Source organism: Thermocatellispora tengchongensis, assembly GCF_014202315.1.
GTDB classification, from domain to species: domain Bacteria; phylum Actinomycetota; class Actinomycetes; order Streptosporangiales; family Streptosporangiaceae; genus Thermocatellispora; species Thermocatellispora tengchongensis.
Genome location: NZ_JACHGN010000006.1, coordinates 1 through 25941 on the forward strand (window position 1 = coordinate 1; position 25941 = coordinate 25941).

The following is a 25941-nucleotide window of genomic DNA, read 5'->3' on the forward strand; positions in this document are numbered from 1 at the left end:
ATCCTCTCGGCCAGCTCGGCGACCGTGGGGGCGCGGTGGAGCTTCTGGTGCAGCTCGCCGGTGAGCTGGTTGAGCTGGGAGCGGCGCTCCTGGTGCACCCGGGGGACCCGGATCGCCCAGGTGCGGTCGCGGAAGTGCCGCTTGATCTCGCCGCTGATCGTGATCATGGCGTAGCCGCGGAAGTCGTGGCCGAGGTCGGGGTCGAAGCCGTTGATGGCCTTCATCAGCCCCACGTACGCCGCCTGCAGCAGGTCCTCGTACGGCTCGCCCCGGTAGCGGTAGCGGCGGGCGATCTCGCGTACCAGGGGCTGGTGCATCTCCACCACCCGCTCCCAGCAGCGTTCGGCGTACAGGCGGTTGCAACCGGGGGCGGCAGCCGCGATCAGCAGCTCCTCGGCCGTCATCTGCTCAAGGGTGCGGAGGTCGTCAAGGACGGTCATCGAATGGCTCCCTGAGAGGTTCAAGGCGAACGCGCCGCGCGGGAACAGACGGAACAGCGCGGGGGATGGCGCGTTCGGCGTACTCAACCAGACGCAGGCCGTTGCTTGACCTTGGCCCGGGTTATGCCCTCTCAGAACGAAGCTATTCCTCGATTTCGGGCCGGCCTGACATTCAGTGCGGCCGACGGGTCACGACGGCGGACTGTCGTGACGGCCGGCCCGGCGAGGACTAGCGGTCGGCCCACCTGATCTCGTACGGCTGGAGCGTCACCTTCTCGCCGTCCACGGTGGCGGTGACCGCCGTGGCGGCGGTGTTGACCATCACGAGCCGGCGCGGCTGCGCCAGCACGCGCACCCGCTGGTCGGAGGAGGTGATTTCGTCCAGCTCGGCCCCGGCGGGGAACCAGCGGGTGAAGTTGGTCACCAGGTCTCCGGTGGGCAGCAGCGCGCCGGTGGTGGGGGCCCACAGGCAGCCGGGGCAGGCGCCCTCCTTGGCCTGCGGGTTCCAGTACAGGGCGGTGGCGGCGCCGCTGCGGGCGAACTCCATCATCGACACGGCCTGCACCGCCAGGCGCTTCGGCTCGGGCCAGGTGGTGGAGCCGTCCTCCGGCACGAAGTACCACTCCGACCACCAGACCGGCATGTCGCCCGTCCGCTCGCGGAGCCAGGAGGTGACCGCGCTGAACTTGCCCAGCGCGCCGAACTCGTCGGGCAGCAGGTCGTGGGTCTCGGTGGGCGAGGCGCCGTCCACCACGATGAAGTCGGCGCCCTTCTTGTTCTTGTACCAGTACTCGAAGGCGTCCAGCGCGTTCTGGTTGACCACGCCCCACGGGCCGCGCAGCTCGGAGGAGCCGGTGTTGTCGCTGTCGAAACCGAGGTACGGTCCGCCGATCTTGGCGTCGGGACGGGCGGCCTTGACCGCGTCGTAGACCTTGTTGTACATGTCGGTGTAGCCCTTGTAGTCCGCGGGCTTGGAGTGGTCCTTCCAGAAGCCCTTGAACTCATTCCAGACCATGAAGTACCGGACATCGGTGTACCGGCTCGCCACGGCCGCCGACAGCTTGGCGAAGTCGTCGAAGTACTCGGGGTAGGGGGCGTCCTCCAGGTGCTCGGCCCAGGCCGACTCCTCGGTGGGGCCCTCGGGGCCGCCCTTCATCCAGTCGGGCGCGCAGCACAGCGTGATGACCGGGGTGGCGCCCGACTGCTTCATCAGGTTCAGCCGGCTGTCGAGGTCTTCCCAGTAGTACTGGCCCGGGTAGGGCTCGGGGTTGAGCGCGCCGAAGCCCATGATGTGCTGGTTCTGCACCATCGGGGTGGTGGCGAGCGTGCCGGCCACCTTCTGCTCCAGCTCCGGCGAGACGTTGTTGGCGCTGACCCCGGTGTGGGTGAAACCCCAGCGCGGCCACGCGGGGTCCACCCGCGGTGGCGTCCCGGCGTCCGCGGTGTCGGCCGCCGGGGAGGAGGCGGGCGTCGCGGTGGACGCGGGAGGCTGCGCGACGGAATCCGCCGGGCCCGCGGCGCCGCCCGAGGAACAACCCGCCGCGGCCAGCGCCGTCGCGACGGCCGCCACGGCTCGGGCGAGCCCCCATCCGGCACGCCGCTGCCCTGCTGTTAACACCTGATGTTCCATCCGATCTATGCCGTATGCCTGGCTTGTAGCGTTCCACGGGGACGATAGGGCCGTGACCTCGGCAGGGGCGTTCACAGCCAATCGTTATGCCTGGAGGAGGCCGCGCCGGGGCGGCCGGGCTCGGCGCGGGCGCGGGGCCGCCCCGGTAACGAGAACTCGCTTCTAGCGCTGCGGGTCATGCTGAATTCGCTGCTCAGGGCGGCTGAGTATTGACAGCAGTGAACTTCGATTTCAGCATGTCCGTGCGGAGCTGTCGCGCAGATCGTCCGGGCCCGCGCTCGTGCACGGCAGGGGAACGGCAGGGGAACGGCAGGGGAACGGCAGGGGAACGGCAGGGAGTCGGCCATGAGTCTTGCCGCCCAGGCGCCCGGCGGCGGCTGGGTGCGCACGGTGCCCGTGGCCGACGTGCCGGCCGGCGGCGCCCTCGCGGTAGACCTGGACGAGGGCGGCGTCCTGCTCATCCGGACCAGGAGGGGGCGGGTGCTCGCCTACGACATCGCCTGCCCGCACCTCGGCGCGAGGCTCGACGCCGCGCGCGTGGGCCGATGGCACCTGACCTGCCCGGTGCACGCCTACCGGTTCCGCGTCTCCGACGGGATGTGCGTACGGCCCCGCGGGAGGCGCCCCCTGCGGGCGTGCGAGGTCCGCGTCCTCGACGGCGTCATCTACGTGTCGGCGTCCGAGAAGGACTGATCGTCGCTTCCGAGCGGGGAACAGAACTCCCGTTCACAGTCCCGGAACCCGCATACCTGCCCGTGACGGTGAAGATCGGAACCGCCTGCTGGAGCTGTATTCTGAATTCACCACCAGTGAGCAGGCGGGGGAGGGCGCCCGTTGACCACCGGCGTCTCGGGGCCGGTCGATCCGGCGCTTCTCCGCCGCGACCAGAGGGAGCGGCGGAGCCGCATCGTGCGCGCGGCGCTGCGCAGCCTGGCGAACAGCGACTACGAGCGCGTCAAGGTCTCCGACGTCGCCCGCGACGCCGGTGTGGCCCTCGGCACGCTCTACCGGTACTTCACCTCCAAGGAGCACCTGTTCGCCGCGGTGTTCCTGGAATGGCAGGAGGGCCTGAAGCGCAAGCTCGCCAAGCCGGCCCCCGCCGGCGACTCCGAGCGCGAGCGGGTGCGCGACGTGCTGCACCGCACACTGCGCGCCTTCCAGCTCCAGCCGCAGTTCTACCGGGTGCTGGTCGTGCTGCAGACGACCGGCGACCCCTACGCCGCCGAGATCTTCCAGTCCCTGGACAAGATCTTCGCCGAGATCGTGTCCCCGGCGTTCGAGGGCCCCTTCGACGAGGACCGCAAGGCCGTCTTCCACGTGCTCCAGGCGGTGCTCGACCAGGGCCTGCGAAGCTGGATCATGGGCCGCCTGGCCATCGGCGACGTGTACGCCCGGGTCGATGAGGCTATCCGGCTGATCTACGACCACCCTCCGCGTGTCTCATGATGCGGACGGAAATGTCCTGATATCCGAGACCACTGCTAGGGTCGTCACCCGCCGGCCGAGACAGGAGATCGGAGGGGGCGGCACATGCCGAAGACGGTCGTCCACGTGTTCCACGGCGACGACGACTCGATCGTCACCGGGACCCGGGTAGCCCAGCGCGTGCACGAGGTCGCGGCCGAGCGCGGCGCGGAGGTGGAGGTCTTCTGCTTCGGCCCGGCCCAGCGCCGCCTCACCGACGGCGGCTCCTCACCGGCGAGCGCCGCCTACAACCGCCAGATCGACGAACTGATCGCCGCCGGCGTCGTCGTCGGAGCGTGCGTCAACGCGGCCCGCGCCGACGGAACCGAGGCCGAACTGGCCCGGCGCGGGCTCAACCTGCGGGTGGCCCGGGACGAGTTCCTCCGCTTCACCCTGGAACAGGCCACCGTCATCGGCTTCTAGTTCCAGCCCTCCGGCGCCACGCACCCCATTCCCGCGGTCCCGCACTGGGCCGGAAGGCCGTCACGCGCGCCACCGCCACGCACGGCGGCGCGGGGGGCCGGGATGAGCGCACGCCCGAGAGGCAAGATCGCCTAGGGGGCGCGCGGTTATGATCGGCGTACCCCCGGCGATTCGAGGTGGCATGGGCACCTGGACCCTCCTGCGGTTCCCCTACGTCCTGCGTCTGCTGCTCGGCACGCTCGTCGGCCGCCTGCCCACCGGGATGGCCGCGCTGGCGATCTCGCTGGTGCTGCGCGAGGCCGGGGCGGCGTACGGGTTCGTCGGGTTCGCCGCCGGCACGTACGCCGTCGCCTCCGCGGCCGGAGGCCCCGTGCTCGGCCGGCTGGTGGACCGGCTCGGCCAGACGCGGGTGCTGCTGCCGTCCGCCGTGCTGGCGGGGGCGGGGTTCGCCGCCATCGCCGCCGCGCCCGGCCGGCCCGCCGTGGTGATCGCCGGGGCGGTCGCGGCCGGGGCCGCCACGCCGCCGCTGGAGCCGTGCCTGCGCGCGCTGTGGCCGCGGATCGTGCCGCCGGAACGGCTGGAGTCGGCCTTCGCCCTGGACTCCGGCGCCCAGGAGCTGATCTTCGTGACCGGCCCGCTGCTGGTGGCGGCCTGCGCCGGCGCGCAGTCACCGTCGGCGGCGTTGTGGCTGGCCGCATTCCTCGGCCTGGCCGGCACCCTGGTCGTGGCCGCCGCGCCGCCCTCGCGCGCCTGGACGCCGCCGGTCGGATCCGCCGGGTGGCTCGGCCCCCTGCGCAGCGGCCCGCTCGTCATGCTGCTGATCAGTCTCGTCGGCGCGGGCGCCGCCGTGGGCGGGCTCACCATCATGGTGGTGTCGTACGCGGAGCGGAACCCGGTGCCCGGCGGCGCGGGCGCGCTGCTGGCCCTGAACGCGGGCGGTGCGCTGGTGGGAGCGCTGGTCTACGGCGGCGTACGCTGGCAGGCCCCGCCCCGGCGGCGGGCGGTGCTGCTCGCGGCCGGGCTGGCCACGGCGTACTGGCTGCTGTGCCTGCCCGTCCCGCCCGTTGCGATGGCCGCGCTGATGGCCGTCACCGGCCTGTTCCTGGCCCCGCTCCTCGCGGTCGCCTTCCTGCTGGTGGACGGCCTCGCCCCGCCCGGCACCACCACCGAGGCGTTCGCCTGGCTGGTCACCCTGTTCGCCGTCGGCATGGCCCTGGGCACCGCCATCGGCGGCGTCCTGCTGCAGCACAGCGGCCAGACCGCCGCGGCGGCGGCCGGCGCCGCGGGCGCCACCGGCTGCGCGCTCGTCCTGCTCGCGGCCCGCCGCGGGCTGCGCCTCCAGCCCGCGACCTGACCCCGGCCGCCCCGGGGCCCGGGGCGCCGGGGCGGGCGCCTTTTCCGGGCTGCGGTCAGGCGGCCGGGTGGCCGGCCCGGCCGGTCCGGCCGGCCTGCGAGGCCGGGGTGCGGGTGGCGGCCAGGGTGCCGAGGAGGCGCAGGGCCTGCTCGGAGAGGCTGCCCGGTTCGGCCAGCAGGGTGATGAGCTGGAGGCCGGGGGAGCTGGCGACGGTGAACATCTCGCAGGTCAGGGTGAGGTCGCCGACCTCCGGGTGGCGCATGCGCTTGGTGTCGCCGGCGTTGCTGGAGACGTCGTGGCGGGCCCACAGGCGGCGGAAGTCGGCGCTCTTGACCGACAGCTCCCCCACCAGCGCGGTCACCGCCGGGTCGTCGAGGTCGGCTCCGGCCACGGCGCGCAGGTGGGCCACCTTGGCGCGGGCGGACTTCTCCCATTCGGGGTAGAACTCGCGCGCGACCGGCTCCAGGAAGATCATGCGCAGCAGGTTGTCGCGGTGCCGGAAGCCGTCGTACAGGGCGGTGGCCAGGGGGTTGGCGGCCAGGATGGTGGTCAGCCGGTCGCACAGCAGGGCGGGGGTGTCGGGCCAGGCGTCGATGAGCCGGCGCAGTTGCCGGGTGACCCGGGGCCGGGGCGCGCGCCGGTGGGGGCGGAGCATGGGGTGGGCCAGCTCGTACAGGTGCCTGGTCGCCTCGGGGCCGAGGTCCAGGACGCGGGCGAGGGCGTTCAGCACGCGTTCGGACGGGTTGCGTTCCCTGCCCTGCTCCAGGCGGATGTAGTAGTCGGTGCTGACGCCCGCCAGCATGGCGACCTCTTCGCGCCGCAGGCCGGGAGTCCGGCGGTGCCCCGCGTCCAGGAGGCCGGCCTGCTCCGGGGTCATGGCCTCGCGCCGCGCGCGGAGGAACGCCCCCAGTTGCTTACCATCTTCGCCCATTTTGTCACGATATATCCGGTTTCGGGGGGTTTGAAGGGGAGTGTGCGTCCTGGGAGTGACAGGACTACCTTCACCGCAAAATCCGGACATAGGGTGACAAAAGTCCACATATCGCCTCTCGTGATCTCCCTCCGGGAGGCGCGGCACGACATGACCCTGCCGGAAGGGGAATCGTGACGATCATGCCCTACCCCCGATCGATCCGAGGGCGGTCCGCCATGGCCGCGTCGCTGCTGGCCCTGATGGTGCTGCTCGTCCTGTGCGCGACGGCCTCCGCGGCGATCCACTACGGCGTCCAGGACCGCGGGCTGGACCGGGCGCAGCAGGTGGCGGGCCAGTGGAGCGCGGCGGCGCGCGGGTTCGCGCTGCCCCGGGTGCTCCCCGCGTCGGGTGAGATCGACCTGGTCCAGGAGGTGGACGCCCGCGGCGTGGTCCTGGCCGCCAGCCGCGCGGCGTGGGGGCGGCCCCCGCTGAGCGCCGTGCGCCCGGCCGCCGACGACCGGATCAAGAGGCTGACCGACGGCCGGTACCTGGTCGCGGCGATCCGCATCACCCCCGCCCCCGACGCCCCCGTCATCTACGCGGGGCGCGAGGTGCCCTTCCTGCTCCGCGGGCACCGCCTGGAGTACCTGCTCGGCGAGGTGGCCATCGGCCTGGTCGCCGTGGTCGGCTGGACGGCCTGGACCGCGGTGGGCCAGACGCTGCGGCCGGTCGAGGCGATCCGCGCCCGCATGGAGGAGATCACCGTGACCGACCTGAGCCTGCGCGTGCCGGTGCCGCCGGGCGGCGACGAGATCGCCCAGCTCGTCCGCACCGCCAACCAGACCCTGGAGCGGCTGGACGAGGCGGTCGCCCAGCAGCGCCGCTTCGCCTCCACCACCTCGCACGAGCTGCGGACCCCGATCGCCGCCCTGCGCGTCCAGCTCGAGGACGCCCTGGACGACCCCGGCGCGGACCCGCGGCAGGCGCTGCGCGGGGCACTGGTGGCGACCGAGCGCCTGGAGGCCATCGTCGAGGACCTGCTGGTGCTGGCCCGGCTGCGGGCCGACGACCCCGCGCCGCACGAGCTGATCGATCTGGGCGAGCTGGCGCGGCACGAGGCGGGCGGGCCCGGCGCCGTCCCGGTCACCGTGCGGGCCGAGCCCGGCGTCTGGGTCTCCGGCTCGCGCATCCAGCTCATCCGGATCCTGGCCAACCTGGTGGGCAACGCCCGCCGCCACGCCGAGTCGGCGGTGGAGATCCGCGTCACCTCCGAGGACGGCCGGGCCGTGCTGGCGGTGACCGACGACGGGCCCGGCATCGCCCCGCGCGACCGCGAGCGGGTCTTCGAGCGCTTCACCCGCCTGGAGGACGGCCGCCGCCTCGATCCCGGCGGCAGCGGGCTCGGCCTGGCCATCTCCCGCGACATCGCGCACGGCCACCAGGGGACCCTGACCGTCGAGGACTCGCCGCGCGGCGCCAGGTTCGTCCTGCGGCTCCCGCGCCTGGACCCCGCCCCGGACGCCGCGCCCGCCGCGGACGAGCGGCGCGCCCTGCGCCCGGCGTGCGGCTAGACGCGCCGCCAGCGCGACTCGCCGAAGCAGTAGCCGGCGTACAGGACCAGCCCGGCGGCGACCAGCGTGAGCAGCCACGGCCCGGCCGGGGTGCGGGCGAAGGCGCGCAGCGTCGCGTCGATGCCGCCCGCCCGGCCGGGATCGTAGGCGAGCGCCGCCTGCACCACGAAGACGCCTGCCCCGACGGCCACGGCCCCGCGCGCGGCGTACCCGGCCAGGCCGAGGCGGTCCATCACGGTCCTGGCCCGCGGGGGCATGCCCGAGGTGTCCAGCTCCCGGTGGAACCTCCTGGTCACGCCCTGGTACACCCAGTACGCCCCCAGCGCCGCGAGGCCCAGACCGATCGCGGCGACGAGCACCTGCCCGAACGGCAGTCCGAGCAGCGCGCGGGTGGCGTCCCGGGACTTCTGGTCCTCCGAGGAGGTGTGGTGGGTCAGCAGCATGCCGAGCAACGACCCGACGATCATGACGTACACCGCGACGCGCAGCACCGACTCGATCCGCTCGTGCGCGGGGCCCTGGGACAGTGCCTCGGACGCCTGCCACACCGTCAGCGCGGCGAACCCGGCCACCATCACCCACAGCACCACCGCGCCGAACGGCAGCGCCGCGACGGTCGCGATGGCGCCGCCCTTGTCGGCTTCCTTGCCGCCGTCGCCGAAGGCGATCTGCAGGGCCAGCACGCCGATGAGGGTGTACAACACGCCGCGGCACGCCAGCCCGACCCGGGCCAGGCGATCCATGGCCGTGCTGTCCGCCGCCCTGCGCGCGGCGGCGCGTGCCTGCCGTCCCGCCGACTCCACCGTCCCCATGGACCCCTCCCTGCCGTCGTTCGCCGTTACTCGCCGGAGGCGGCTCCTTTACCCGGATCGGACGCCCTCACGCCCGCGGCCGCCGCGTAGCGGCCCGGCGTGCAGCCGTACTCGCGGGTGAAGGCGGTGATGAACGCGGAGGGGGCGGCGTAGCCGACGCGCCGCGCGACCTCGGCCACGGGGCGGGTCTCCAGCAGCACCCGGGACGCGTTCAGCCGCAACCGGGAGCGCCAGCGCGAGTACGGCATGCCGAACTCGCGGACGAAGTCGCGCTGCAGCGTCTTGACGCTGACGTGCAGGCGCTCGGCCCACTCCTCCAGGCGGCCGGGGTCGGCCGGGTCGCGGCACAGGCTCCTGGCGATCGTCAGGGCGAAGCCGGTGCCGGCCGCGCGGGGCGCCGGGCCGTCGCTCTCGGGGGCGCCGAGGCCGGCCATGATGCGGGCGCGGGCGGCCAGGGCCCGCTCCTCGTCCTGGCCGGGGCGGGCGATGGCGCGTACGAGGCGGGCCGCCTCGCCGTCGATCGGCACCGCGGCGGCGCGCACCCCGGCCGGCGACGGGGGACCTCGCGCAGGCAGACGCGGTACACCGTCTGGCGGGGCGCTGTGAAGGCGCTCACCCTGCGCGCCGCCGCGTACTCGGCCCGCGTCGAGCGGCGCACGCTCACCGCCTCGGCCGCGCTCGTCGCGGCGGCGCCGGCCCTGGGCGTGACCGGGCTGTGCCAGGGGGCCGTGTGGGCGACACCGGTGGAGGTCGTCCGGGCGCTGGCGGGGCAGGGCGACGCCGTGGTGGTGATCACCGAGTGGCGGCTGCCCCGGGTGGCGGCGGCGCTGGTGTTCGGCGCGTCGCTGGGGCTGGCCGGGGCCGTCTTCCAGAACCTCACCCGCAACCCGCTGGGCAGCCCGGACGTGATCGGCCTGGACGCGGGGGCGTACACGGGCACCCTGGTCGCGATCACCCTGCTGGGCGGGACCGCGGCGCAGCTCGCGGCGTGCTCGGTGGCGGGCGGGCTGCTGGCCGCCGCCGCGATCTACACCCTGTCGCGCGGCGCCGGGCTCGCCGGGCTGCGGCTGGTGGTGATCGGGATCGCGGTGAACGCGATCCTCACCGCGGTGAACTCCTGGATCGTGCTGCGCGCCGAGCTGGACGTCGCCATCGCGGCCACGGGCTGGAGCGCGGGCTCGCTGAACGGCGTCGGCTGGCAGGACGTCCGGCTGCCGTTCGCGGTCATCGGCCTGCTGATGATCGCCCTGCTCGCGCTGGCCCACGCGATGCAGCAGGCGGCGCTGGGCGACGACGTCGCGGTCACCACCGGCGTCGGCGGCTACCGGCCCAAGGCGGTGGCCCGGGAGGTCGGCTTCCTCCCGCAGGGCCTGGTGGCGCCGGAGAACATCGTGACCAGGCGGCTGGTGGCCCGGGGCCGCTATCCGCACCAGTCGCCGCTGTCCACGTGGTCGCCCCAGGACGAGCGGGCCGTGGAGGAGGCCATGGCGGCGGCCGGGGTCGCGGACCTGGCCGACCGGCCGGTGGCCGAGCTGTCGGGCGGGCAGCGGCAGCGGGTCTGGATGGCGATGGTGCTCGCCCAGGAGACCCGCCACCTGCTGCTGGACGAGCCGACGACGTTCCTGGACATCGCCCACCAGTACCAGTTGCCGGCCCTGCTCGCCCGCCTGCGCGAGCAGGGCCGTACGATCGTGGCGGTCCTGCACGACATCAACCAGGCGTGCCGCTACGCCGACCACATCGTGGCCATGCGCGACGGCCGGATCGCGGCCCAGGGGCCCCGGCCGCCGTCGTGGACGCGGCGCTGGTCGAGGAGGTCTTCGGCCTGCCGTGCGTGGTCGTGCCCGACCCCGTCACCGGCACGCCGATGGTGGTGCCTCACTTGGCCAGGTAGAGGGTCTTCCAGGTGCCCTGGTAGAGGCAGGCGAACGAGGGCTTGGACGCCTTGGGCTCGGCGCAGATCTTGAACTCGACCTGGTAGACGTCCTTGCCGGTGAAGGAGAAGCCGGCCCAGTTCTTGGGGTCGCAGTTGCGGAAGGCGTGCTGGCGCAGCTTCACCGTGGCCGGGTCCTTGAGGTAGGAGACCCGGAACACCGCCCACCCGCAGGTGTTGACGCGCCGGCTGGTGAGGTCGTACAGCTTGCCGGACACCTTGACCTTGTCGGCGCTGGGGATGTCGGCGTCGTCCTCGCCGTGCACGCTGAGCGTGCCGCCCGCCTTGGCGTACTTCCCGGCCGAGTAGTACGGCCCCCAGGAGAGGTCCGCGAAGCCGCCCGGCCCGGAGGCGGTGGCGGCCATGGCGGCGGCGGGGGCGAGCGTGACGAAGGCGGCGGCCAGGGCGAGCCCGGTGAGGATTCGAGAGGTCTTCATGAGGGGGGTCCTTTTCGTCGTCGTGAGCACTGCGAGTGTGTGCGGTTCCGCTTTCACGGCACTTGACCCGCCGCTTTCATCGCGCTTACTCGCGATCGGTAACATGTACGCCACGTTGTGTCACGACCAGGGGGTGGAATGACGGCGTTCGCGCGGATCGCGATGATCGCGGCGACCGGCCTCGGCCTGTCGCTCGGCCTGCCGCTCAGTCCGGCCGGCGCGGCGAGGGCCGAGCCGCCCAACCGGCCCGGCCCGCCCTCCTACCTTCACCGTCTGGTCGGCGCCGACCTGGGCACGCTGGTCCACACGCTCCCGCACGTCCTGTGCGGCAACCGCCTGATCAGCTACCGGTCGCCCTCGCCCAACTCCCCCGTCAAGTGCGTCAACGGGGCCGAGAACAGCGGCAACTCCGTTGACAGCGGCAACTATCACAACGTCGGCGACCCGGTGAACAGCGGGAACTTCTCCAACGCCAACGGGTCCACCGCCACCGCCAACTCCGTCGACAGCGGCAACGCCTCCAACGGCCCGCAGTCGATCTCCGTGCCCACGCCGCGCATGGCCCTCCCCATCGCCGCGCGTCCCTGCCACCCCGGCCACCGCAGGTGCCGGGGCAAGGGCAACTCCTGGAACAGCGGCAACTACCGCGCCAAGGGCCGCCAGATCAGCAGCGGCAACTTCGGCAACGCCAACGGGTCGATCGACAGCAACAACACCTACGGCGGAGGCAACAACGCCAACGGCCCGCTGTGCGTCAAGTGCCGCTGGTACGGGCCCTCCTAGACCCCGCCGAGCAGTCGAGCGCCGTCCACCAGGCCGGCGGGATCGAGGGCGGCGGCCGGGGGCGCGTCCACTGCGGCGTCCAGGGGCACCAGTGCCAGGTGGGGCGCCGCGGCCCGCTGCCGGCGTCTCGTCGAGCGCCCGTCGCGGCCTCCACCGGCAGCCGGTCGGCGTTGCGGGTCGCGGCCACGGCCGTGCCCGAAGTCTTCGGCGTCTCCGTCGCGTCCGGCGTCTCCGGCGTCTCCGGTGTCTCCGTCGCGTCCGGATCCACGAGCGGCGGCGGATCGGCCGTCCGGCCGTTCTCGGCTGGCGGCGGCTTCTGTGCCGCCCCTCGGTTAGCGGCGACGGGGAGCCCTCCCGATCGCGTGTCGTGCGGTGACGCTAGTAGGTGATGCTGCGTCGCAGGTTGGTGCGGTAGGAGTAGTGCTCGGGCAGGAAGTGGCTGATCGCCAGTTCGACCGGACGGCCCGCGGTGTCGAGGTAGAGGCGGTCGATGCGCAGCAGCGGGTGACCGGCGGCGCAGCCGAGGCCCTGAGCGGTGGGCGGGTCGGCGAGCGCGACCGTGATGCTCTGGTCGGCCTCGGCGATCGGGGCGTCGAGCCGGATGTCCAGCAGGCCGATGATGGTCACCTCGCTGGTGGCGCCCTCGGTGGCGAGTTCCGGCACCGAGGCGAGGGCGGCGCCGGCGTGGGGCGGCAGGAAGACCGTGGTCAGGCAGAAGGGCGTGGCGTCGTGGAGGCGGCGGAACGCCAGGTGGTAGACCACGTCGCTGGACAGGCGGAGTCTGCCGGCGGCGGTGACGTCCACGCGGCGGTGCAGTGGCACGGTGATGTCCATCCGGGTGTCCATCGACAGGCCCATCAGGTCGTCGATGGAGCCGAACTGGCGGATGTAGGCGCCGTCCTTGGGCCGGGCGAACGTGCCCCGCCCGGGGACCCGGTGCACCAGGCCCTCGGCGACGAGGTCCTGGAAGGCGCGGCGGACCGTCTGCCGGCTGACGCCGTGGCGGCGGGCCAGCTCGGCCTCGGTCGGCAGGCGGCGGCCGTCGGCGTAGCGGCCTTGCAGGATCTCGTTGCGGATGGTGCGGGCGAGCGCGGCGTACCCGCTCTCGCGGCGGCCGGTGCCGGGGGCCATGGTCACCTCCCGCTCAGGCCAGCACGGCGACGAAGCGCCAGTCCAGCACGTCGGCGGGCTCGGCGCCGGGCCGGATCGCCCGGACCCGGGACCGCAGGTGGGCCAGCCCGCCCTGGGGCAGCGGGTCGAGCCGTTCGATCTCGACGCTGCTGCGCAGGGTGTCGTTCTCGCGGACCGGGCCGAGGTGGTCGCAGCCGTGCCAGCCCGCGACGGTGACGATGCCCGGCAGCGCGCGTACGGCCTGGTGCAGCGCGATGCCGATGGTGTGCCCGCCGTAGACCAGGCGTTCCCCGCCCGCCGCGGCGTCGTGGTGCACCTTGGCGATGTTCAGCGTCAGCCGGGCCAGCTCGGGCGCGGAGGAGACGACGTCGCCGCCCGCGACGTCCAGGACGGTCCCGGGGGACAGGGCGGCGAAGTGGGGGCCGGGGAGGGCCGACCGGTACGCCGCCAGGTCCCACCCGGCCGTCACCGCGGCCAGGTCGTCGTGCCCGGGACCGGCGCCTACGGCCGGCGATTCTGTGGCCGGCGATCCGATGGCCGACATGTCGTCGGAGTGCCCGGTGTCCAGGTCGCCGTCTCGCAGCGGCAGCATGGCGCAGCGCCAGAAGTCCAGCACCGGGCGGCCGTGCTGGTCCACGGTGCTGACGCGCAGCGCGGCCAGGCCGGTGGGGGCCCGGCCGGGGCGGCGGGTGTTCTGCCGCAGCCCCGCCACCTCGGTGACGGTGCGCAGCGTGTCGCCGAGCCGGGGCGCGCGGCGGAACACCACGCCCCGGTAGAAGAGGTTGGCCACCACCGTGTGGGTGGCCAGGGTGGACTGGCCGATCGCGATGTCCCACACCAGGGCGGGCGCGGCGAGCGGGCCCGGCCCGCCGAGCACCCGCCGCGCCAGCTCGTGGTCCAGGCACAGCGGCAGCCGGCAGCCGGTGATGGCCTGGTGGGCGGCCGCCAGGCCCTCGGTGAGCGTGACGGCGGGGGCGGCGTCGAAGCGTGCCCCGGTGCGCAGATCCTCGAAGTAGGGGCCGTCCACCTGCGACCGCGCCGGGTTCTCGGGCATCCGGAGGGCACCTCCTCGAAATATACGGCCAAAGTCTCCCCGGTTCGCTCCCGGCTGTCAAAGGACACCGTTGACAGCGGGGCAGGTGGTGGAGAATATGGCCGTACAAATCGAGGAGAGGGCATCATGACGCTCGCACCGCCCCCGGGCCGGCCGCTGGCCGGCATGCGGATCGTGGAGGTGTCGGCGTTCGTCGCCGCCCCGCTCGGCGGCATGACGCTGGCGCAGCTCGGCGCCGAGGTGGTGCGGGTCGATCCGATCGGCGGGGCCGCCGACCGCTCCCGATGGCCGCTGGCCCCATCGGGGGCGAGCATGTACTGGGCGGGGCTGAACAAGGCCAAGCGCTCGCTGTGCGTGGACCTGCGCTCGCCGGAGGGGCAGGAGCTGGTCACCCGCCTGGTCGCCGAATCGGGGCCCGACGGCGGCATCGTGCTGACCAACGCGGTCGGCCGGCCCTGGCTGGGCCACCACGCCCTGACCCGGCATCGCCCCGACCTGATCCACGTGGCGATCGAGGGCCACCACGACGGCACGCCCGCGGTCGACTACACCGTCAACGCCGCCGTCGGCTTCCCCATGGTCACCGGGCCCGAGGGGCACGCCGGCCCGGTCAACCACGTGCTGCCCGCCTGGGACATCGCCTGCGGCCTGTACGCGGCCATCGCCATCCTGGCCGCCGAGCGCCGCAGGCGCGCAACGGGGCAGGGCCAGGCACTGCGCGTCGCCCTGCACGACGTGGCGCTGGCCATGGCGGGCAACCTCGGCTTCCTGGCCGAGGCCCAGATCGGCGGGGTCCCCCGGCCGCGCGTCGGCAACCACCTGTACGGCGGCTTCGGCCGCGACTTCGCCACCCGCGACGGGCGGCGGGTGATGGTGGTGGCGCTGACGGCCCGCCACTGGCGTGACCTGGTGGAGGTGACCGGCCTGAAGGCGGCCGTGACCGCGCTCGAAGGCGCCCTCGGCGCCGACTTCTCCACCGAGGGCGACCGCTACCGGCACCGGGAGGTCCTGGCCGGGCTGCTGGCCGGATGGTTCGCCGGGCACGACCTGGCCCAGGTGGAGGACCGCCTGCGGCGGACCTCGGCGCTGTGGTCGGTCTACCGCACGTTCGCCGAGCTGGTGGGCGAGCGGGCCGGCGAGCTGCGCGCCAACCCGATGATGGCCCTGCTGGACCAGCCCGGCATCGGCGAGCACCTGGCCCCGGGCTGTCCGATCGACCCCGGCGACGCGGCGCGGCCCGAGGTGGTCCGGGCCCCGGAGCTGGGCGAGCACACCGCCGAGATCCTGCGCGGCCTCGGCCTGACCGCCGCCGAGATCGAGGACCTGCGCGCACGCGGAGTCGTCGCGGGCCCCGCCGGCGCCGGACCCGTGGGCGACGCCTAGAACCGAGCCCTCGTCCGGGAGGCCGGGTCAGGGGCGGGACTCCAGGTGGAGCTGGATGGCCTCCATGACCGCCCGCGGGGAGGCCGAGCGGGTGAAGGCGGCGACCACCACCTGCTCCTCGCCCTCGCGGTGCGGCTGCTCCAGGTGGCGGAAGGTCGCGATCACGTACTGGAGGGCGTGGTCGAGCGGGCCGAAGGGGTCGTAGGTGCCGCCCGCGCGCAGCCACCCGCGCAGGACCTGGTTGTGGGCCGCCACGACCGAGGCGGCCATGAGCTCGGCCCGCAGGCCGGCGTCGGGGGAGTCGCCCAGCCACTCGCCGATGAACTCGCGGAACAGCCGCTGGTAGCGGGCCACGCTGGCGATCTCGCGGGCGCGCAGCGCGGGCACCCGGCCGACCAGGCGGTAGCGGCGCAGCGACACCTCGGCGTCCTCGACGTAGTGCGCCAGCACGATGCGGACCGCGTCGGTCACCGCGACGATCGCGGTGCCGGCGGTCGAGGCGCGCAGCCGGGCGTCCACCCTGGCGAGCAGGGTGTCGTGGTCGGGGAAGATCGCGTCTTCCTTGGAGCGGTAGTAGCGGAAGAACGTGCTGCGGCTCACCCCCGCCCGCGCCGCGATGTCGTCGACCGTGGTCTCGTCGTAGCCGTTCTCGTCGAAGAGCGCGACGGCGGCTTCGGCGAGGCGGCGGCTGATGGGCGGTGTGGACACGTGGACATTCTCCCCGGACCAGGACTTGTTCCAGCCTACGGCACTCAGTACCGTAATCATGAAACTGAGTCCTACAGCGGATGTGGTGGTCGATGGCATCGCACGGCACCGCGGGCACCCTCGCCCGCCTGAAGGAACGGGTGGACGAGGCGGTCCACGCGGGGGAGGCCCGCGCGGCGGCCAGGCAGCACCCCAAGGGCAGGCTCACCGCCCGCGAGCGGATCGGCCGCCTGCTCGACCCCGGCTCGTTCACCGAACTGGACGCCCTGGCCCGGCGCCGCACCGAGGGCGAGCGCGTCTACGGCGACGGCGTGGTCACCGGCCACGGGACGATCGGCGGCCGTCCGGTCTGCGTCTTCTCCCAGGACTTCAGCGTGTTCGGCGGCAGCCTCGGCGAGGTGTACGGCGAGAAGATCTGCAAGGTCATGGACCTCGCGGTGCGCAACGGGGTGCCGATCATCGGCATCAACGAGGGGGCGGGCGCGCGCATCCAGGAGGGCGTGGTCTCCCTCGGCCTGTACGGCGAGATCTTCCGCCGCAACATCCGGGCCTCGGGCGTGATCCCGCAGATCTCGCTGATCATGGGCGCGTGCGCGGGCGGCCACGTCTACTCCCCGGCCCTGACCGACTTCACCATCATGGTGGACGAGTCCTCGCACATGTTCGTGACCGGCCCGGACGTGATCAAGACCGTCACCGGCGAGGACGTCACCTTCGAGGAGCTGGGCGGCGCGCGGGTGCACAACGGCCGCAGCGGCACCGCCCACTACCTCGCCGGCGACGAGAACGACGCGCTCGACTACGCGCGGGCGCTGCTGTCGTACCTGCCGCAGAACAACCTCGACGAGCCGCCGCACGCCGAGTTCGAGGCCGACCTGGAGCTCTCGGCGGAGGACCTGGCGCTGGACGCGCTGGTGCCCGACTCCCCGAACCAGCCCTACGACATGCACACCGTCATCGCCGCCCTGCTCGACGACGGCGAGTTCCTGGAGGTGCAGGCGCTGTTCGCGCCCAACATCCTGGTCGGCTTCGGCCGGATCGAGGGCCGCCCGGTCGGCGTGGTCGCCAACCAGCCGATGCGGCTGGCCGGCACGCTGGACATCGACGCCTCCGAGAAGGCCGCCCGGTTCGTCCGCACCTGCGATGCCTTCAACATCCCCGTGCTCACGCTCGTGGACGTGCCCGGTTTCCTCCCGGGCACCGAGCAGGAGTGGAACGGCATCATCCGCCGCGGCGCCAAGCTGCTGTACGCCTACGGCGAGGCCACCGTGCCGCTGGTCACGGTGATCACCCGCAAGGCGTACGGCGGGGCCTACGACGTGATGGGCTCCAAGCACCTGGGCGCGGACGTCAACCTGGCCTGGTCCACCGCCCAGATCGCGGTGATGGGCGCCCAGGGCGCGGTCAACATCCTGCACCGCAGGCGGCTGGCCGCGGCCGAGCGCCCCGACGAGCTGCGGGCCGAGCTGGTGCGTGAGTACGAGGACACCCTCGCCACGCCATACCTGGCGGCCGAGCGCGGCTACGTGGACGCCGTGATCGCCCCGAGCGAGACCAGGCGCGAGGTCGTCCGCGCGCTGCGGTTGCTGCGGGGCAAACGCGACGCCCTGCCGCCCAAGAAGCACGGGAACATCCCGCTGTGAACACCTGGAGGAGTCCTGTGAGCACGTCCCCGCGGAAAGTGCTGGTCGCCAACCGCGGCGAGATCGCCGTCCGCGTCATCCGCGCCTGCCGGGACGCCGGCATCGCCGCCGTGGCGGTGTACGCCGACCAGGACCGCGACGCCCTGTTCGCCCGCATGGCGGACGAGGCGTACGCGCTGGGCGGCGCCACCCCCGGCGAGACCTACCTCGACATCGGCAAGATCATCGAGGTGGCGGCGCGGTCGGGCGCGGATTCGGTCCACCCCGGCTACGGCTTCCTGGCCGAGAACGCCGCGTTCGCACAGGCCGTCATCGACGCCGGGCTGACCTGGATCGGCCCGCCGCCCGCGGCGATCACCGCGCTCGGTGACAAGGTCCAGGCCCGGCACATCGCGCAGCGCGTCGGCGCGCCCCTGGTCGCGGGCACCGCCGATCCCGTCGCCGGCGTGGACGAGGTGCTCGCCTTCGCCGAGCGGCACGGCCTGCCCATCGCGATCAAGGCGGCCTTCGGCGGCGGCGGGCGCGGCCTGAAGGTGGCCAGGACCCTGGAGGAGATCCCCGACCTGTACGACAGCGCCGTACGCGAGGCGGTGACCGCCTTCGGCCGCGGCGAGTGCTTCGTGGAGCGCTACCTGGACCGGCCCCGGCACGTGGAGACCCAGTGCCTGGCCGACACGCACGGCAACGTGGTCGTGGTCTCCACCCGCGACTGCTCGCTCCAGCGCCGGCACCAGAAGCTGGTGGAGGAGGCCCCGGCGCCGTTCCTGACCGCCGAGCAGGAGGCGCTGCTGCGCGAGAGCTCCAAGGCGATCCTGCGCGAGGCCGGCTACGTCGGCGCCGGAACCTGCGAGTTCCTGGTCGGCCAGGACGGCACGATCTCCTTCCTGGAGGTCAACACCCGCCTCCAGGTCGAGCATCCGGTCACCGAGGAGGTCACCGGCATCGACCTGGTCCGCGAGATGTTCCGCATCGCCGCCGGCGAGGAGCTGGGCTACGACGACCCCGAGCCCCGCGGCCACTCCATCGAGTTCCGGATCAACGCCGAGGACGCCGGACGCGGCTTCCTGCCCGCCCCCGGCACCATCACCCGCTGGCGGGCCCCCTCCGGCCCCGGCATCCGCCTGGACGCCGGCTACGAACAGGGCGAGACCGTGCCGGGCGCGTTCGACTCGCTGATCGCCAAGCTCGTCGTCACCGGGGCCAGCCGCGCCCAGGCGCTCGACCGCGCCCGCCGGGCCCTGGCCGAGTTCGAGATCGACGGCATGCCGACCGTGCTCCCGTTCCACCGCGCCGTGGTGGCCGAGCCCGCCTTCACGGCCGAGCCCTTCGCCGTCCACACCCGCTGGATCGAGACCGAGTTCGACAACACCATCGCCCCCTACGAGGCCCAGCCCGCCGCCGAGGCCGCCGAAGCCGCCGGCGAGCGCGAGCGGATCACGGTGGAGGTCGGCGGCAAGCGGCTGGAGGTCGTGCTCCCCGCCGGCTTCGGCGCCCCGCGCGGCGGCGGCGCGAGCCGCACCCCGTCCGCGAGCCCCCGCAGGCGCGGCGGCGGGGGCGCCGCCAAGGCGGCGGCCGGCGGTGACTCCCTGGTCAGCCCGATGCAGGGCACCATCGTCAAGGTGCTGGTGTCCGACGGTGACGAGGTGGCCGCCGGCGACACCATCGTGGTCCTGGAGGCCATGAAGATGGAACAGCCGCTCACCGCGCACAAGGCGGGCACCGTGGTCGGCATGTCCGCCCAGGTGGGCGCGACCGTGGCCGCCGGCGCCGCCATCTGCGAGATCAAGGACCGCACCTGACCTGAGCTCCCGTGCCGTTCCCCCGGCGCCCCCGGGGGAACGGCACGGCCCGGCCCCGAACGTCACGTACGCGGGTCAGCCGGTACCGGCGTGCTGCCGTGCTCCGCGCAGCACCCGCAGCAGGCCGATCTCGGCGACGTTCTTGGTGAGCTCGACGTTCAGCCACCCGGCCACCGCGCCCAGGGTCTGCCCCTCGCCCCACGGGAGCCCCGCGGTCCGCTCGGTGGAGTCCAGGTCGCGGTCACCCAGCCCGGCCAGGGCCGCACGCCAGTCGTCGTGCAGCCCGCGCAGCCAGGCGACCGCGCCCGCCGCGCCGCCCGGCCAGGTGATCTCCTCGCGCGGCGGGGCGCCGGTGCCGAAGCAGTGGCCGAGGGTGGTCGTCCACCAGTACCCCATGTGCCAGGTCACCCAGCCGATGGACACCGCGGGCACCGGGTCGGGCTCGGGCACCTCCCAGTCGGCCACCCAGCGGCCCGCGGCGCCGGGCCGTACGCTCCAGCAGTACGCCGCGGGCTCCCACAGGCAGGCGGCGTCGTCCAGGTCCCCCGCGTGGTACTCGAACAGGGCCCACGCGATGTCGAGCTGCCGGAGCAGCAGATCCACTCGTCCTACGGTCACCGCGGGAGTCTGGCAGGCGGCGCGAGGCCGCCGCCAGCGGTTTTCACCCCGTGGCCGTGGCGGTGAAGGTGTGCGTGCCCGCGCCCACCTCCTGGACGGCCGCCCCGGGCAGGTCCACCTCGGCGGTGGCGCCCGGCGGCACGGTGGCGGTGACGGTGAGCGTGTCGCCGTCCCTGGCCCAGGAGACCGACGCGGGCCCGTACGGCGTGTCCAGGCGGGCCGAGGCGTGCGTCAGGTCCCCGCCCGGCCGGGGCGCGATCCGCAGGCGGCGGTAGCCGCGGGCCGCGGGCGCGAGCCCGGCCACCGTCCGGTGCAGGAAGTCGGCCACCGCGCCCAGGGCGTAGTGGTTGAAGGAGGTCATCTCGCCGGGGTTGATCGAGCCGTCGGGCAGCATGCTGTCCCAGCGCTCCCAGATCGTGGTGGCGCCCATGGTCACGGGATACAGCCAGGACGGGAGGTTGCGCTGGGTGAGCAGCTTGTACGCCGTCTCGTACGCGCCCACCGAGGCCAGCGCGTCGCAGATCAGCGGCGTCCCGACGAAGCCGGTGGCGATGCGGTGGTCGTCGGCCGCGACCAGCTCGACCAGGCGGCGGCCCGCCCGCTCGCGCTGGGCCGGCGTCTCCAGCAGGTCCAGGGTCAGGGCCAGGGCGTAGGCGGTCTGGGTGTCGCAGGCCAGCCGCCCCGACGGCGTGACGAACTCGCGCCGGAACGCCGCGCGCACCTCGCCGGCCAGCGCCGCGTACCGCTCGGCGTCGGCGTCGTGGCCGAGCAGGGCCGCGGTCTCGGCCAGGACCCGGGCGCTCCAGGCGTGGTAGGCGGTGGCGACCAGCACGTGGTCGGTGCGCGCCTTGCCGGGCTCGTCCGGGGGAGCGGCCGGGTCGAGCCAGTCGCCGAACTGGAAGCCCTCGTCCCACAGGTGGTCCTCGCCCGCGATGGAGGCGACCTGGTCCACCCACGCCTTCATGCTCGGGTACTGCGCGCGCAGCAGGCCGAGGTCGCCGAAGCGCTGGTAGAGCGTCCAGGGCACCAGCACCGCGGCGTCGCCCCAGGCGGCGGTGGGGGAGACCCCGAACACCAGCGGCACCCAGGGCACGTAGTGCGGCACGGTGCCGTGTTCGGCCTGCTCGGCGGCGAGGTCGGCGAGCCAGGACGCCAGCGGGCCCGCGCAGTCGTACAGGAAGGCCGCGGCCGGGGCGAAGACCTGGATGTCGCCGGTCCAGCCCAGGCGCTCGTCACGCTGCGGGCAGTCGGTGGGCAGGTCCACGAAGTTGCCGCGCATGCTCCACACCACGTTGTCGTGCAGCTTGGTCAGCAGCGGGTCGGAGCAGGTGAACTCGCCGGTGCGGCGCATGTCGGTGTGGCAGACCACGGCCCGGACGTCGGCCGGGTCCAGCTCGCCGGGCCAGCCGTCGATCTGGGCGTAGCGGAAGCCGTGCGTGGTGAAGCGCGGCTCCCACTCCTCCGGTTCGCCGTCGCCGCGCAGGGTGTACCGGTCCAGCGCGGCGGCCTGGCGCAGCGGGCGCAGGGCCAGGGCGCCGTCCTCCAGGACCTCGGCGTGGCGCAGGGTGACGGTGTGCCCGGCGGGGCCCTGCACCCGGATGCGCAGGCGGCCGGCGATGTTCTGGCCGAAGTCGAGGATCGTCTCCCCGGACGGGCCGGTCAGCACCTCGGCGGGGGCGATCGTCTCGACGCGGCGCACCGGCGGGCCGGTCGGCGCGACGAGCACGGCCGGGTCGTGCGGCAGGTCGTCGGCGGGCAGCCAGGACGCGTCGTCGAAGCCGGGCCGCGACCACCCGGCCGGCAGCAGGCGGGCGTCGTGCTTCTCGCCGTCGTACAGGCTCGCCGCCGTGACCGGGCCGGGGGCGCAGCGCCAGCTCCCGTCGGTGACGACCAGGTCGGTCGTGCCGTCGGCGTAGGTGATCTCCAGTTGCGCGATCAGCGCGGTGCGGTCGCCGTAGAGGTTCGTCTTGCCGGACAGGAAGCCGATGCGGCCCCGGTACCAGCCGTCGGCCAGCGTGGCGCCGATGGCGTTGCCGCCCTCGCGCAGCAGGGCGGTGACGTCGTGGGTGCGGTAGCGCAGCCGGTGGTGGTAGCTGGTCCAGCCGGGGGCGAGCACGTCGTCGCCGACGACCTGGCCGTTGATCTCGGTCTCGTGCAGGCCGTGGGCGGTGACGTACAGGCGGGCGCTCGCCACCGGGCCGCGTACGGTGAACTCCCGGCGCAGCAGCGGCGCGGGACCGTCGGGCACGCCCAGCAGCTCCAGCGGCGGCGCCGCCGCGCCCGCCCGCCAGTCGGCCGGGTCCAGCAGGCCCGCCTCGGCCCAGGACCAGGGGCTCCAGTCGCTGGCCGAGCCGTCGTGGCCGTGGACCCGCACCCGCGCGCCGCGCCGCTCGCGCGAGCGCAGCTCCGCCCCGGGCCAGGGCACGAGCACCGAGCGGTCCGACTCGACGGGACCGGTCGCGGTCCCGTCACTCAGCTCGATCTCGTACGCCCGCTGCGTCCAGCCGGGTATGTCGGTGACGACCGTCCAGGACAGGCGGGGCGCGCGCTCGCCGATGCCGATCGGATCGCGGTGGTGCTCGAAGACGGGGGTTTCGACGCGCAGGTTGGTCACGGGCGCGATGCTCCTCGGGTCAGCCCTTGATGGCGCCGGCGGTCATGCCGGCGACGATCTTGCGGTTGAAGAAGACGAACAGCAGCAGCGGCGGGATCGTGATCAGCACGATGTCCATGAACAGCAGGTTCCACTGCGTGTTGTACTGGCTCTGGAAGTTGTACAGGGTGACCTGCACCGTGGCGTTGTCGTCGCCGGGCAGGAAGTACAGCGGGTTGACGAAGTCGTTGAAGATGGCCACCGCGCTGGTCAGGATCACGGTGATCGTCACCGGGCGCAGCAGCGGGAAGATCACCCGGAAGAACAGGCGCATGCCGCCGCAGCCGTCGATCATCGCCGCCTCGTCCAGCTCGCGCGGGATCGCCGCGATGAACGCGCGGAACAGCAGCACGGCGTACGACAGGCCGAAGGCGACCTCGACCAGGATCAGGCCGGGCATCGTCTTGAACAGGCCGAGCGCCTGGAGCAGCCAGATGGTGGGCACGATCGCGGGCGGGATGATCAGCCCGGACAGCACCAGGAAGTTGGCCACCGAGCCGATCCTCCCGGCGCGGCGCTGCAGCACGAACGCGGCCATCGCCGCGAAGACGACGATCAGCGCGACCGACACGACGGTGAGGATCGTGCTGTTGAGGTAGGCGCGCAGCAGCACGAAGTCGCGCGCCTCGATCACCTCGGTGAAGTTCTGCACGATCCGCCACTCGGTGGGCCAGGAGAAGTCCAGGTCGGTGGCCTGCTTCTCGTTCTTCACCGCGGTGAGCAGCATGAACGCGAACGGGACCAGGAAGATCACCGTGGCCGCGGCCAGTGCGACCGCCTCCGCGCCGAACCTTCTCACTGCCCTCATAGCGCGGCCTGCCTTTTGCCGAGGAAGTAGTTGAGCGGCACCACGATCGCGGTGACGACGAGGAACAGCAGCACGTTGCCCGCGGTGGACAGGCCGTAGAAGCCGGCCTGGTACTGCTTGTAGATGATCGAGGCGATGGTGTCGCTGGTGAAGCCGGGGCCGCCGCGGGTCATCGTCCAGATCAGGTCGAAGGTGCGCAGGCCGCCGATGAACGACAGGATGATCACCGAGTAGGTGGCCGGCCAGCTCAGCGGCAGCGTGACGTGGCGGAAGCGGTGCCAGGCGTTGCCGCCGTCCACCGCGACCGCCTGGTAGTAGTCCTGCGGGATCGACAGGATGCCGGCGATGTAGATCACGGTGGCGATGCCCACGCCCTTCCACACGTCCACCAGCGCCACCGACAGCAGCGCGGTGGTGGCGTCGCCGAGCCAGTCGCGCCCGTCGATGCCGACCAGGCCCAGCGCCTGGTTGACCAGGCCGGTGTCCGGCTTGAGCAGCACGCTGAAGGTGATGCCGACCGCGACCGTGGAGACCAGCACCGGGAAGAACACCACCGAGCGCAGGAAGCCGCGCAGCCGCAGCTTCGAGGTCAGCAGCACGCCGAGCAGCAGCCCGAGCACGACCTTCAGGCCGCTGGTGACGACCGCGTAGACCAGTGTGTTCTGGAAGCCGATGCGCAGGTTCTGCTCGGCCAGGAAGTCGCGGAAGTTCTGCAGCCCGACGAAGGTGCTGTCGAACAGGGTCCAGCGGGTCAGGGCGAAGTAGAACGCCATCACCGTCGGCACCAGGAAGATCACCAGGTAGACGACCGCGGCCGGCAGGTACAGCGCGTACGGGTAGGCGGAACGCGGCCTGCCGTCGGCGCGGGCGCGCGCGTGCCGCTTGCCGGGGACGACGCCGGGCCCGGTGCGGGGCCCAGCGTGCTGCTTGGTCACCACCCCGCGAGCCCCAGTTGCTTGGCCTGCTTCTCCACGTCCTTGTCGTACTGGGCGGCGCCCTCGGCGGGCGGCGTGAGCCCCGAGCCGACCGCGACGGTGATCTGCTCCAGCGACGGGCCCTTGACCGGCGACAGGAACTCCAGCGCGGGCGCGGTGGCGCCCTTGTCGATGTACGCCTGCAGGTCCTTGGCCACCTGGATGGCGTCGTCGGGCAGCTCGGCGCCCTCGATCCGGTACGGCCCGGCCGGCGCGACCACCTTGTTCACCGCGTCGGCCGCCTCGGGCGAGGCGACGAAGGCCAGGAACTTCTTGGCCGCGTCCAGGTGCTCGGTGGTCTTGGCGATGTAGATGCCCGCCGGCTCCCAGATGGTGGCCCCGTTCTTGGCCGGGTCGGTGCCGGGGATGCCGAAGAAGCCGATGTCGGTGGCCGCCTGCGGGTACTCCGCCAGCAGCGGCGGGAGCTGGAAGCTGAGCATCGGGTAGTGCGCGCCCTTGCCCTCGACCAGCATCTTCATGCCCTGGTCGTTGGTGGCCGAGCCGAAGCCCTCGTTCAGGTAGCCCTTGGCGTGCACGTCGGCCAGGTGCTGGAAGCCGGCCACCGCGGCCGGGGTGGTGGCGAACTTGGCCTTGCCCGCGGTGTAGTCCTGGGCGAAGGTCGGGTTGGCGGCCTGGACGTTGTAGAAGTCGCCCAGGACGAACAACTGCGAGGTCCAGGTGTCCTTGAAGGTGGAGATCACCGGGGTGATCCCGTCCGCCTTGATCTTCTCGTTGTTGGCCATGAACTCGTCCCAGGTCTTGGGCACCTCCAGGCCGAGCTTTTCGTAGACCTTGCGGTTGTACAGGATGCCGCCGCCGCCCGCGGTGCCGGTGGGGACGCCGTAGACCTTGCCGGCCTGGGTGACCACGGGCAGGAAGTCCTTCTGCACCTTCGCCAGGACCGGATCGTTCGTCAGGTCCACCATGGTCTGCGCCGGGTTGAGCGCCTGGAGCAGCGAGCCGGAGTTGTACCAGAACACATCGGACATGTCGCCGGTCGAGAGCCGGGTCTTGACGATGTTGTCGCCCTCGGTGCCGCCCGGCCGCGACTCGGTCTCGATCTTGATGGTGGGGTTGGCCTTCATGAAGGCGTCGGCCATCGCCTTGGCCGTGTCCAGGGTCGCCTGGCTGTTGTCCACCAGGAAGGACAGGGTGACCGTGCCGTCGCCGGCCGCGGGCTCAGAGCCCGAGCCGCAGGAGGTCGAAGCCGCCAGCGCGAGGGCGGCCAGTGCCGCGCCCAGCGTGCGGTGAGAGGTCTTCACAACGCCCCTCCGGGTCCATTGAATCGTTTTAAGGGCCCCCGATGCGAGTTAACGTAAGCGTTACGTGAGGGACCGTCAAGGGGCTTTTTGGGGAACGGTCCCCAATCGTGACCCACGTCGGCGAGCTTGCCGATCGGGCTATCTGTCA

23 protein-coding genes and 1 pseudogene are annotated in these 25941 nt (G+C 73.1%); 10 read left to right on the plus strand and 14 right to left on the minus strand.

Annotation, left to right across the window (positions count from 1 at the left end; translation table 11 throughout):
* On the minus strand, positions 1-440 hold a 440-nt coding region (locus HNP84_RS14865; protein WP_185050308.1), incomplete at its 3' end, for a sigma-70 family RNA polymerase sigma factor.
* Between the two features lie 229 nt (positions 441-669).
* Positions 670-2058: a glycoside hydrolase family protein gene (locus HNP84_RS14870; RefSeq protein ID WP_246518195.1), complete on the minus strand. Its 1389-nt coding sequence runs from the start codon at positions 2056-2058 to the stop codon at positions 670-672.
* Positions 2059-2415: 357 nt separating this feature from the next.
* Here HNP84_RS14870 and HNP84_RS14875 point away from each other — a divergent pair, with 357 nt between their 5' ends.
* The 4 genes from HNP84_RS14875 (at position 2416) to HNP84_RS14890 (ending at position 5311) form a co-directional block, all read left to right on the plus strand.
* The gene (locus HNP84_RS14875; protein WP_185050310.1) at positions 2416-2763 is read left to right on the plus strand and encodes a Rieske (2Fe-2S) protein; all 348 of its coding nucleotides are present in this window, start codon (positions 2416-2418) and stop codon (positions 2761-2763) included.
* 141 nt (positions 2764-2904) lie between these two features.
* Entirely contained in the window at positions 2905-3516 is a 612-nt protein-coding gene (locus HNP84_RS14880; RefSeq protein ID WP_185050311.1) for a TetR/AcrR family transcriptional regulator, read from the plus strand.
* A gap of 84 nt (positions 3517-3600) precedes the next feature.
* A complete protein-coding gene (locus HNP84_RS14885; RefSeq protein ID WP_185050312.1) occupies positions 3601-3957 on the plus strand; it encodes a hypothetical protein in 357 nt (118 codons plus the stop codon).
* A gap of 181 nt (positions 3958-4138) precedes the next feature.
* On the plus strand, positions 4139-5311 hold the full coding sequence (locus tag HNP84_RS14890; protein ID WP_185050313.1) for an MFS transporter: 1173 nt from the start codon (positions 4139-4141) through the stop codon (positions 5309-5311).
* A gap of 55 nt (positions 5312-5366) precedes the next feature.
* Here HNP84_RS14890 and HNP84_RS14895 read toward each other — a convergent pair whose 3' ends face one another.
* Entirely contained in the window at positions 5367-6242 is an 876-nt protein-coding gene (locus tag HNP84_RS14895; protein ID WP_185050314.1) for a helix-turn-helix domain-containing protein, read from the minus strand.
* A 182-nt stretch (positions 6243-6424) separates the two neighbouring features.
* Between HNP84_RS14895 and HNP84_RS14900 the strand changes: the two genes are divergently transcribed.
* Positions 6425-7795 (plus strand): sensor histidine kinase, encoded by a 1371-nt coding sequence (locus HNP84_RS14900; protein WP_221336295.1) that lies wholly within the window; start codon positions 6425-6427, stop codon positions 7793-7795.
* Here the strand turns inward: HNP84_RS14900 and HNP84_RS14905 are convergent.
* Together HNP84_RS14905 and HNP84_RS14910 are read right to left on the minus strand one after the other, a co-directional pair.
* Positions 7792-8607 (minus strand): DUF1206 domain-containing protein, encoded by an 816-nt coding sequence (locus HNP84_RS14905; protein WP_185050315.1) that lies wholly within the window; start codon positions 8605-8607, stop codon positions 7792-7794. The genes HNP84_RS14900 and HNP84_RS14905 overlap by 4 nt on opposite strands.
* A 26-nt stretch (positions 8608-8633) precedes the next feature.
* Entirely contained in the window at positions 8634-9149 is a 516-nt protein-coding gene (locus tag HNP84_RS14910) for a helix-turn-helix transcriptional regulator (protein ID WP_221336296.1), read from the minus strand.
* A gap of 201 nt (positions 9150-9350) precedes the next feature.
* On the opposite strand from HNP84_RS14910, the pseudogene HNP84_RS56695 reads away from it, so the two are divergent.
* Positions 9351-10501, plus strand: a pseudogene (locus tag HNP84_RS56695) (iron chelate uptake ABC transporter family permease subunit).
* On the opposite strand, the gene HNP84_RS14920 reads toward HNP84_RS56695, so the two are convergent.
* A complete protein-coding gene (locus tag HNP84_RS14920; protein WP_185050316.1) occupies positions 10486-10977 on the minus strand; it encodes a hypothetical protein in 492 nt (163 codons plus the stop codon). The pseudogene HNP84_RS56695 and the gene HNP84_RS14920 overlap by 16 nt on opposite strands.
* Positions 10978-11115: 138 nt before the next feature.
* On the opposite strand from HNP84_RS14920, the gene HNP84_RS14925 reads away from it, so the two are divergent.
* Positions 11116-11760 carry a hypothetical protein gene (locus tag HNP84_RS14925; protein ID WP_185050317.1) on the plus strand — a complete coding sequence of 215 codons (645 nt, stop codon included), beginning with the start codon at positions 11116-11118 and terminating at the stop codon, positions 11758-11760.
* A 378-nt stretch (positions 11761-12138) separates the two neighbouring features.
* Here the strand turns inward: HNP84_RS14925 and HNP84_RS14930 are convergent, their stop codons facing one another.
* Positions 12139-12891: a GntR family transcriptional regulator gene (locus HNP84_RS14930; protein WP_185050318.1), complete on the minus strand. Its 753-nt coding sequence runs from the start codon at positions 12889-12891 to the stop codon at positions 12139-12141.
* Positions 12892-12904: 13 nt separating this feature from the next.
* A complete protein-coding gene (locus HNP84_RS14935; RefSeq protein WP_185050319.1) occupies positions 12905-13945 on the minus strand; it encodes a MaoC family dehydratase in 1041 nt (346 codons plus the stop codon).
* A 126-nt stretch (positions 13946-14071) separates the two neighbouring features.
* Between HNP84_RS14935 and HNP84_RS14940 the strand changes: the two genes are divergently transcribed.
* Positions 14072-15328, plus strand: coding sequence for a CoA transferase (locus tag HNP84_RS14940; protein ID WP_185050320.1), 1257 nt, complete (start codon positions 14072-14074; stop codon positions 15326-15328).
* 27 nt (positions 15329-15355) lie between these two features.
* Here the strand turns inward: HNP84_RS14940 and HNP84_RS14945 are convergent, their stop codons facing one another.
* On the minus strand, positions 15356-16036 hold the full coding sequence (locus tag HNP84_RS14945) for a TetR family transcriptional regulator (RefSeq protein WP_312924854.1): 681 nt from the start codon (positions 16034-16036) through the stop codon (positions 15356-15358).
* Positions 16037-16128: 92 nt separating this feature from the next.
* Between HNP84_RS14945 and HNP84_RS14950 the strand changes: the two genes are divergently transcribed.
* Together HNP84_RS14950 and HNP84_RS14955 are read left to right on the plus strand one after the other, a co-directional pair.
* Positions 16129-17679: an acyl-CoA carboxylase subunit beta gene (locus HNP84_RS14950; protein ID WP_221336297.1), complete on the plus strand. Its 1551-nt coding sequence runs from the start codon at positions 16129-16131 to the stop codon at positions 17677-17679.
* A gap of 17 nt (positions 17680-17696) precedes the next feature.
* Complete coding sequence (locus HNP84_RS14955; RefSeq protein WP_185050323.1) at positions 17697-19478, plus strand: acetyl/propionyl/methylcrotonyl-CoA carboxylase subunit alpha; 1782 nt, start codon at positions 17697-17699, stop codon at positions 19476-19478.
* Between the two features lie 75 nt (positions 19479-19553).
* On the opposite strand, the gene HNP84_RS14960 is transcribed toward HNP84_RS14955, so the two are convergent.
* Genes HNP84_RS14960 through HNP84_RS14980 form a run of 5 tightly spaced genes read right to left on the minus strand, consistent with a single transcriptional unit; the run spans position 19554 to position 25793 of the window.
* Positions 19554-20096 carry a DinB family protein gene (locus HNP84_RS14960; RefSeq protein ID WP_185050324.1) on the minus strand — a complete coding sequence of 181 codons (543 nt, stop codon included), beginning with the start codon at positions 20094-20096 and terminating at the stop codon, positions 19554-19556.
* 43 nt (positions 20097-20139) lie between these two features.
* Positions 20140-22710: a family 78 glycoside hydrolase catalytic domain gene (locus tag HNP84_RS14965; RefSeq protein ID WP_312924858.1), complete on the minus strand. Its 2571-nt coding sequence runs from the start codon at positions 22708-22710 to the stop codon at positions 20140-20142.
* 19 nt (positions 22711-22729) lie between these two features.
* Complete coding sequence (locus HNP84_RS14970; RefSeq protein WP_185050325.1) at positions 22730-23557, minus strand: carbohydrate ABC transporter permease; 828 nt, start codon at positions 23555-23557, stop codon at positions 22730-22732.
* Positions 23554-24492, minus strand: coding sequence for a carbohydrate ABC transporter permease (locus HNP84_RS14975; protein WP_221336298.1), 939 nt, complete (start codon positions 24490-24492; stop codon positions 23554-23556). The genes HNP84_RS14970 and HNP84_RS14975 overlap by 4 nt, the downstream gene beginning before the upstream one ends.
* Positions 24489-25793 (minus strand): ABC transporter substrate-binding protein, encoded by a 1305-nt coding sequence (locus HNP84_RS14980; protein ID WP_185050326.1) that lies wholly within the window; start codon positions 25791-25793, stop codon positions 24489-24491. The genes HNP84_RS14975 and HNP84_RS14980 overlap by 4 nt, the downstream gene beginning before the upstream one ends.
* Positions 25794-25941: the final 148 nt, after the last annotated feature.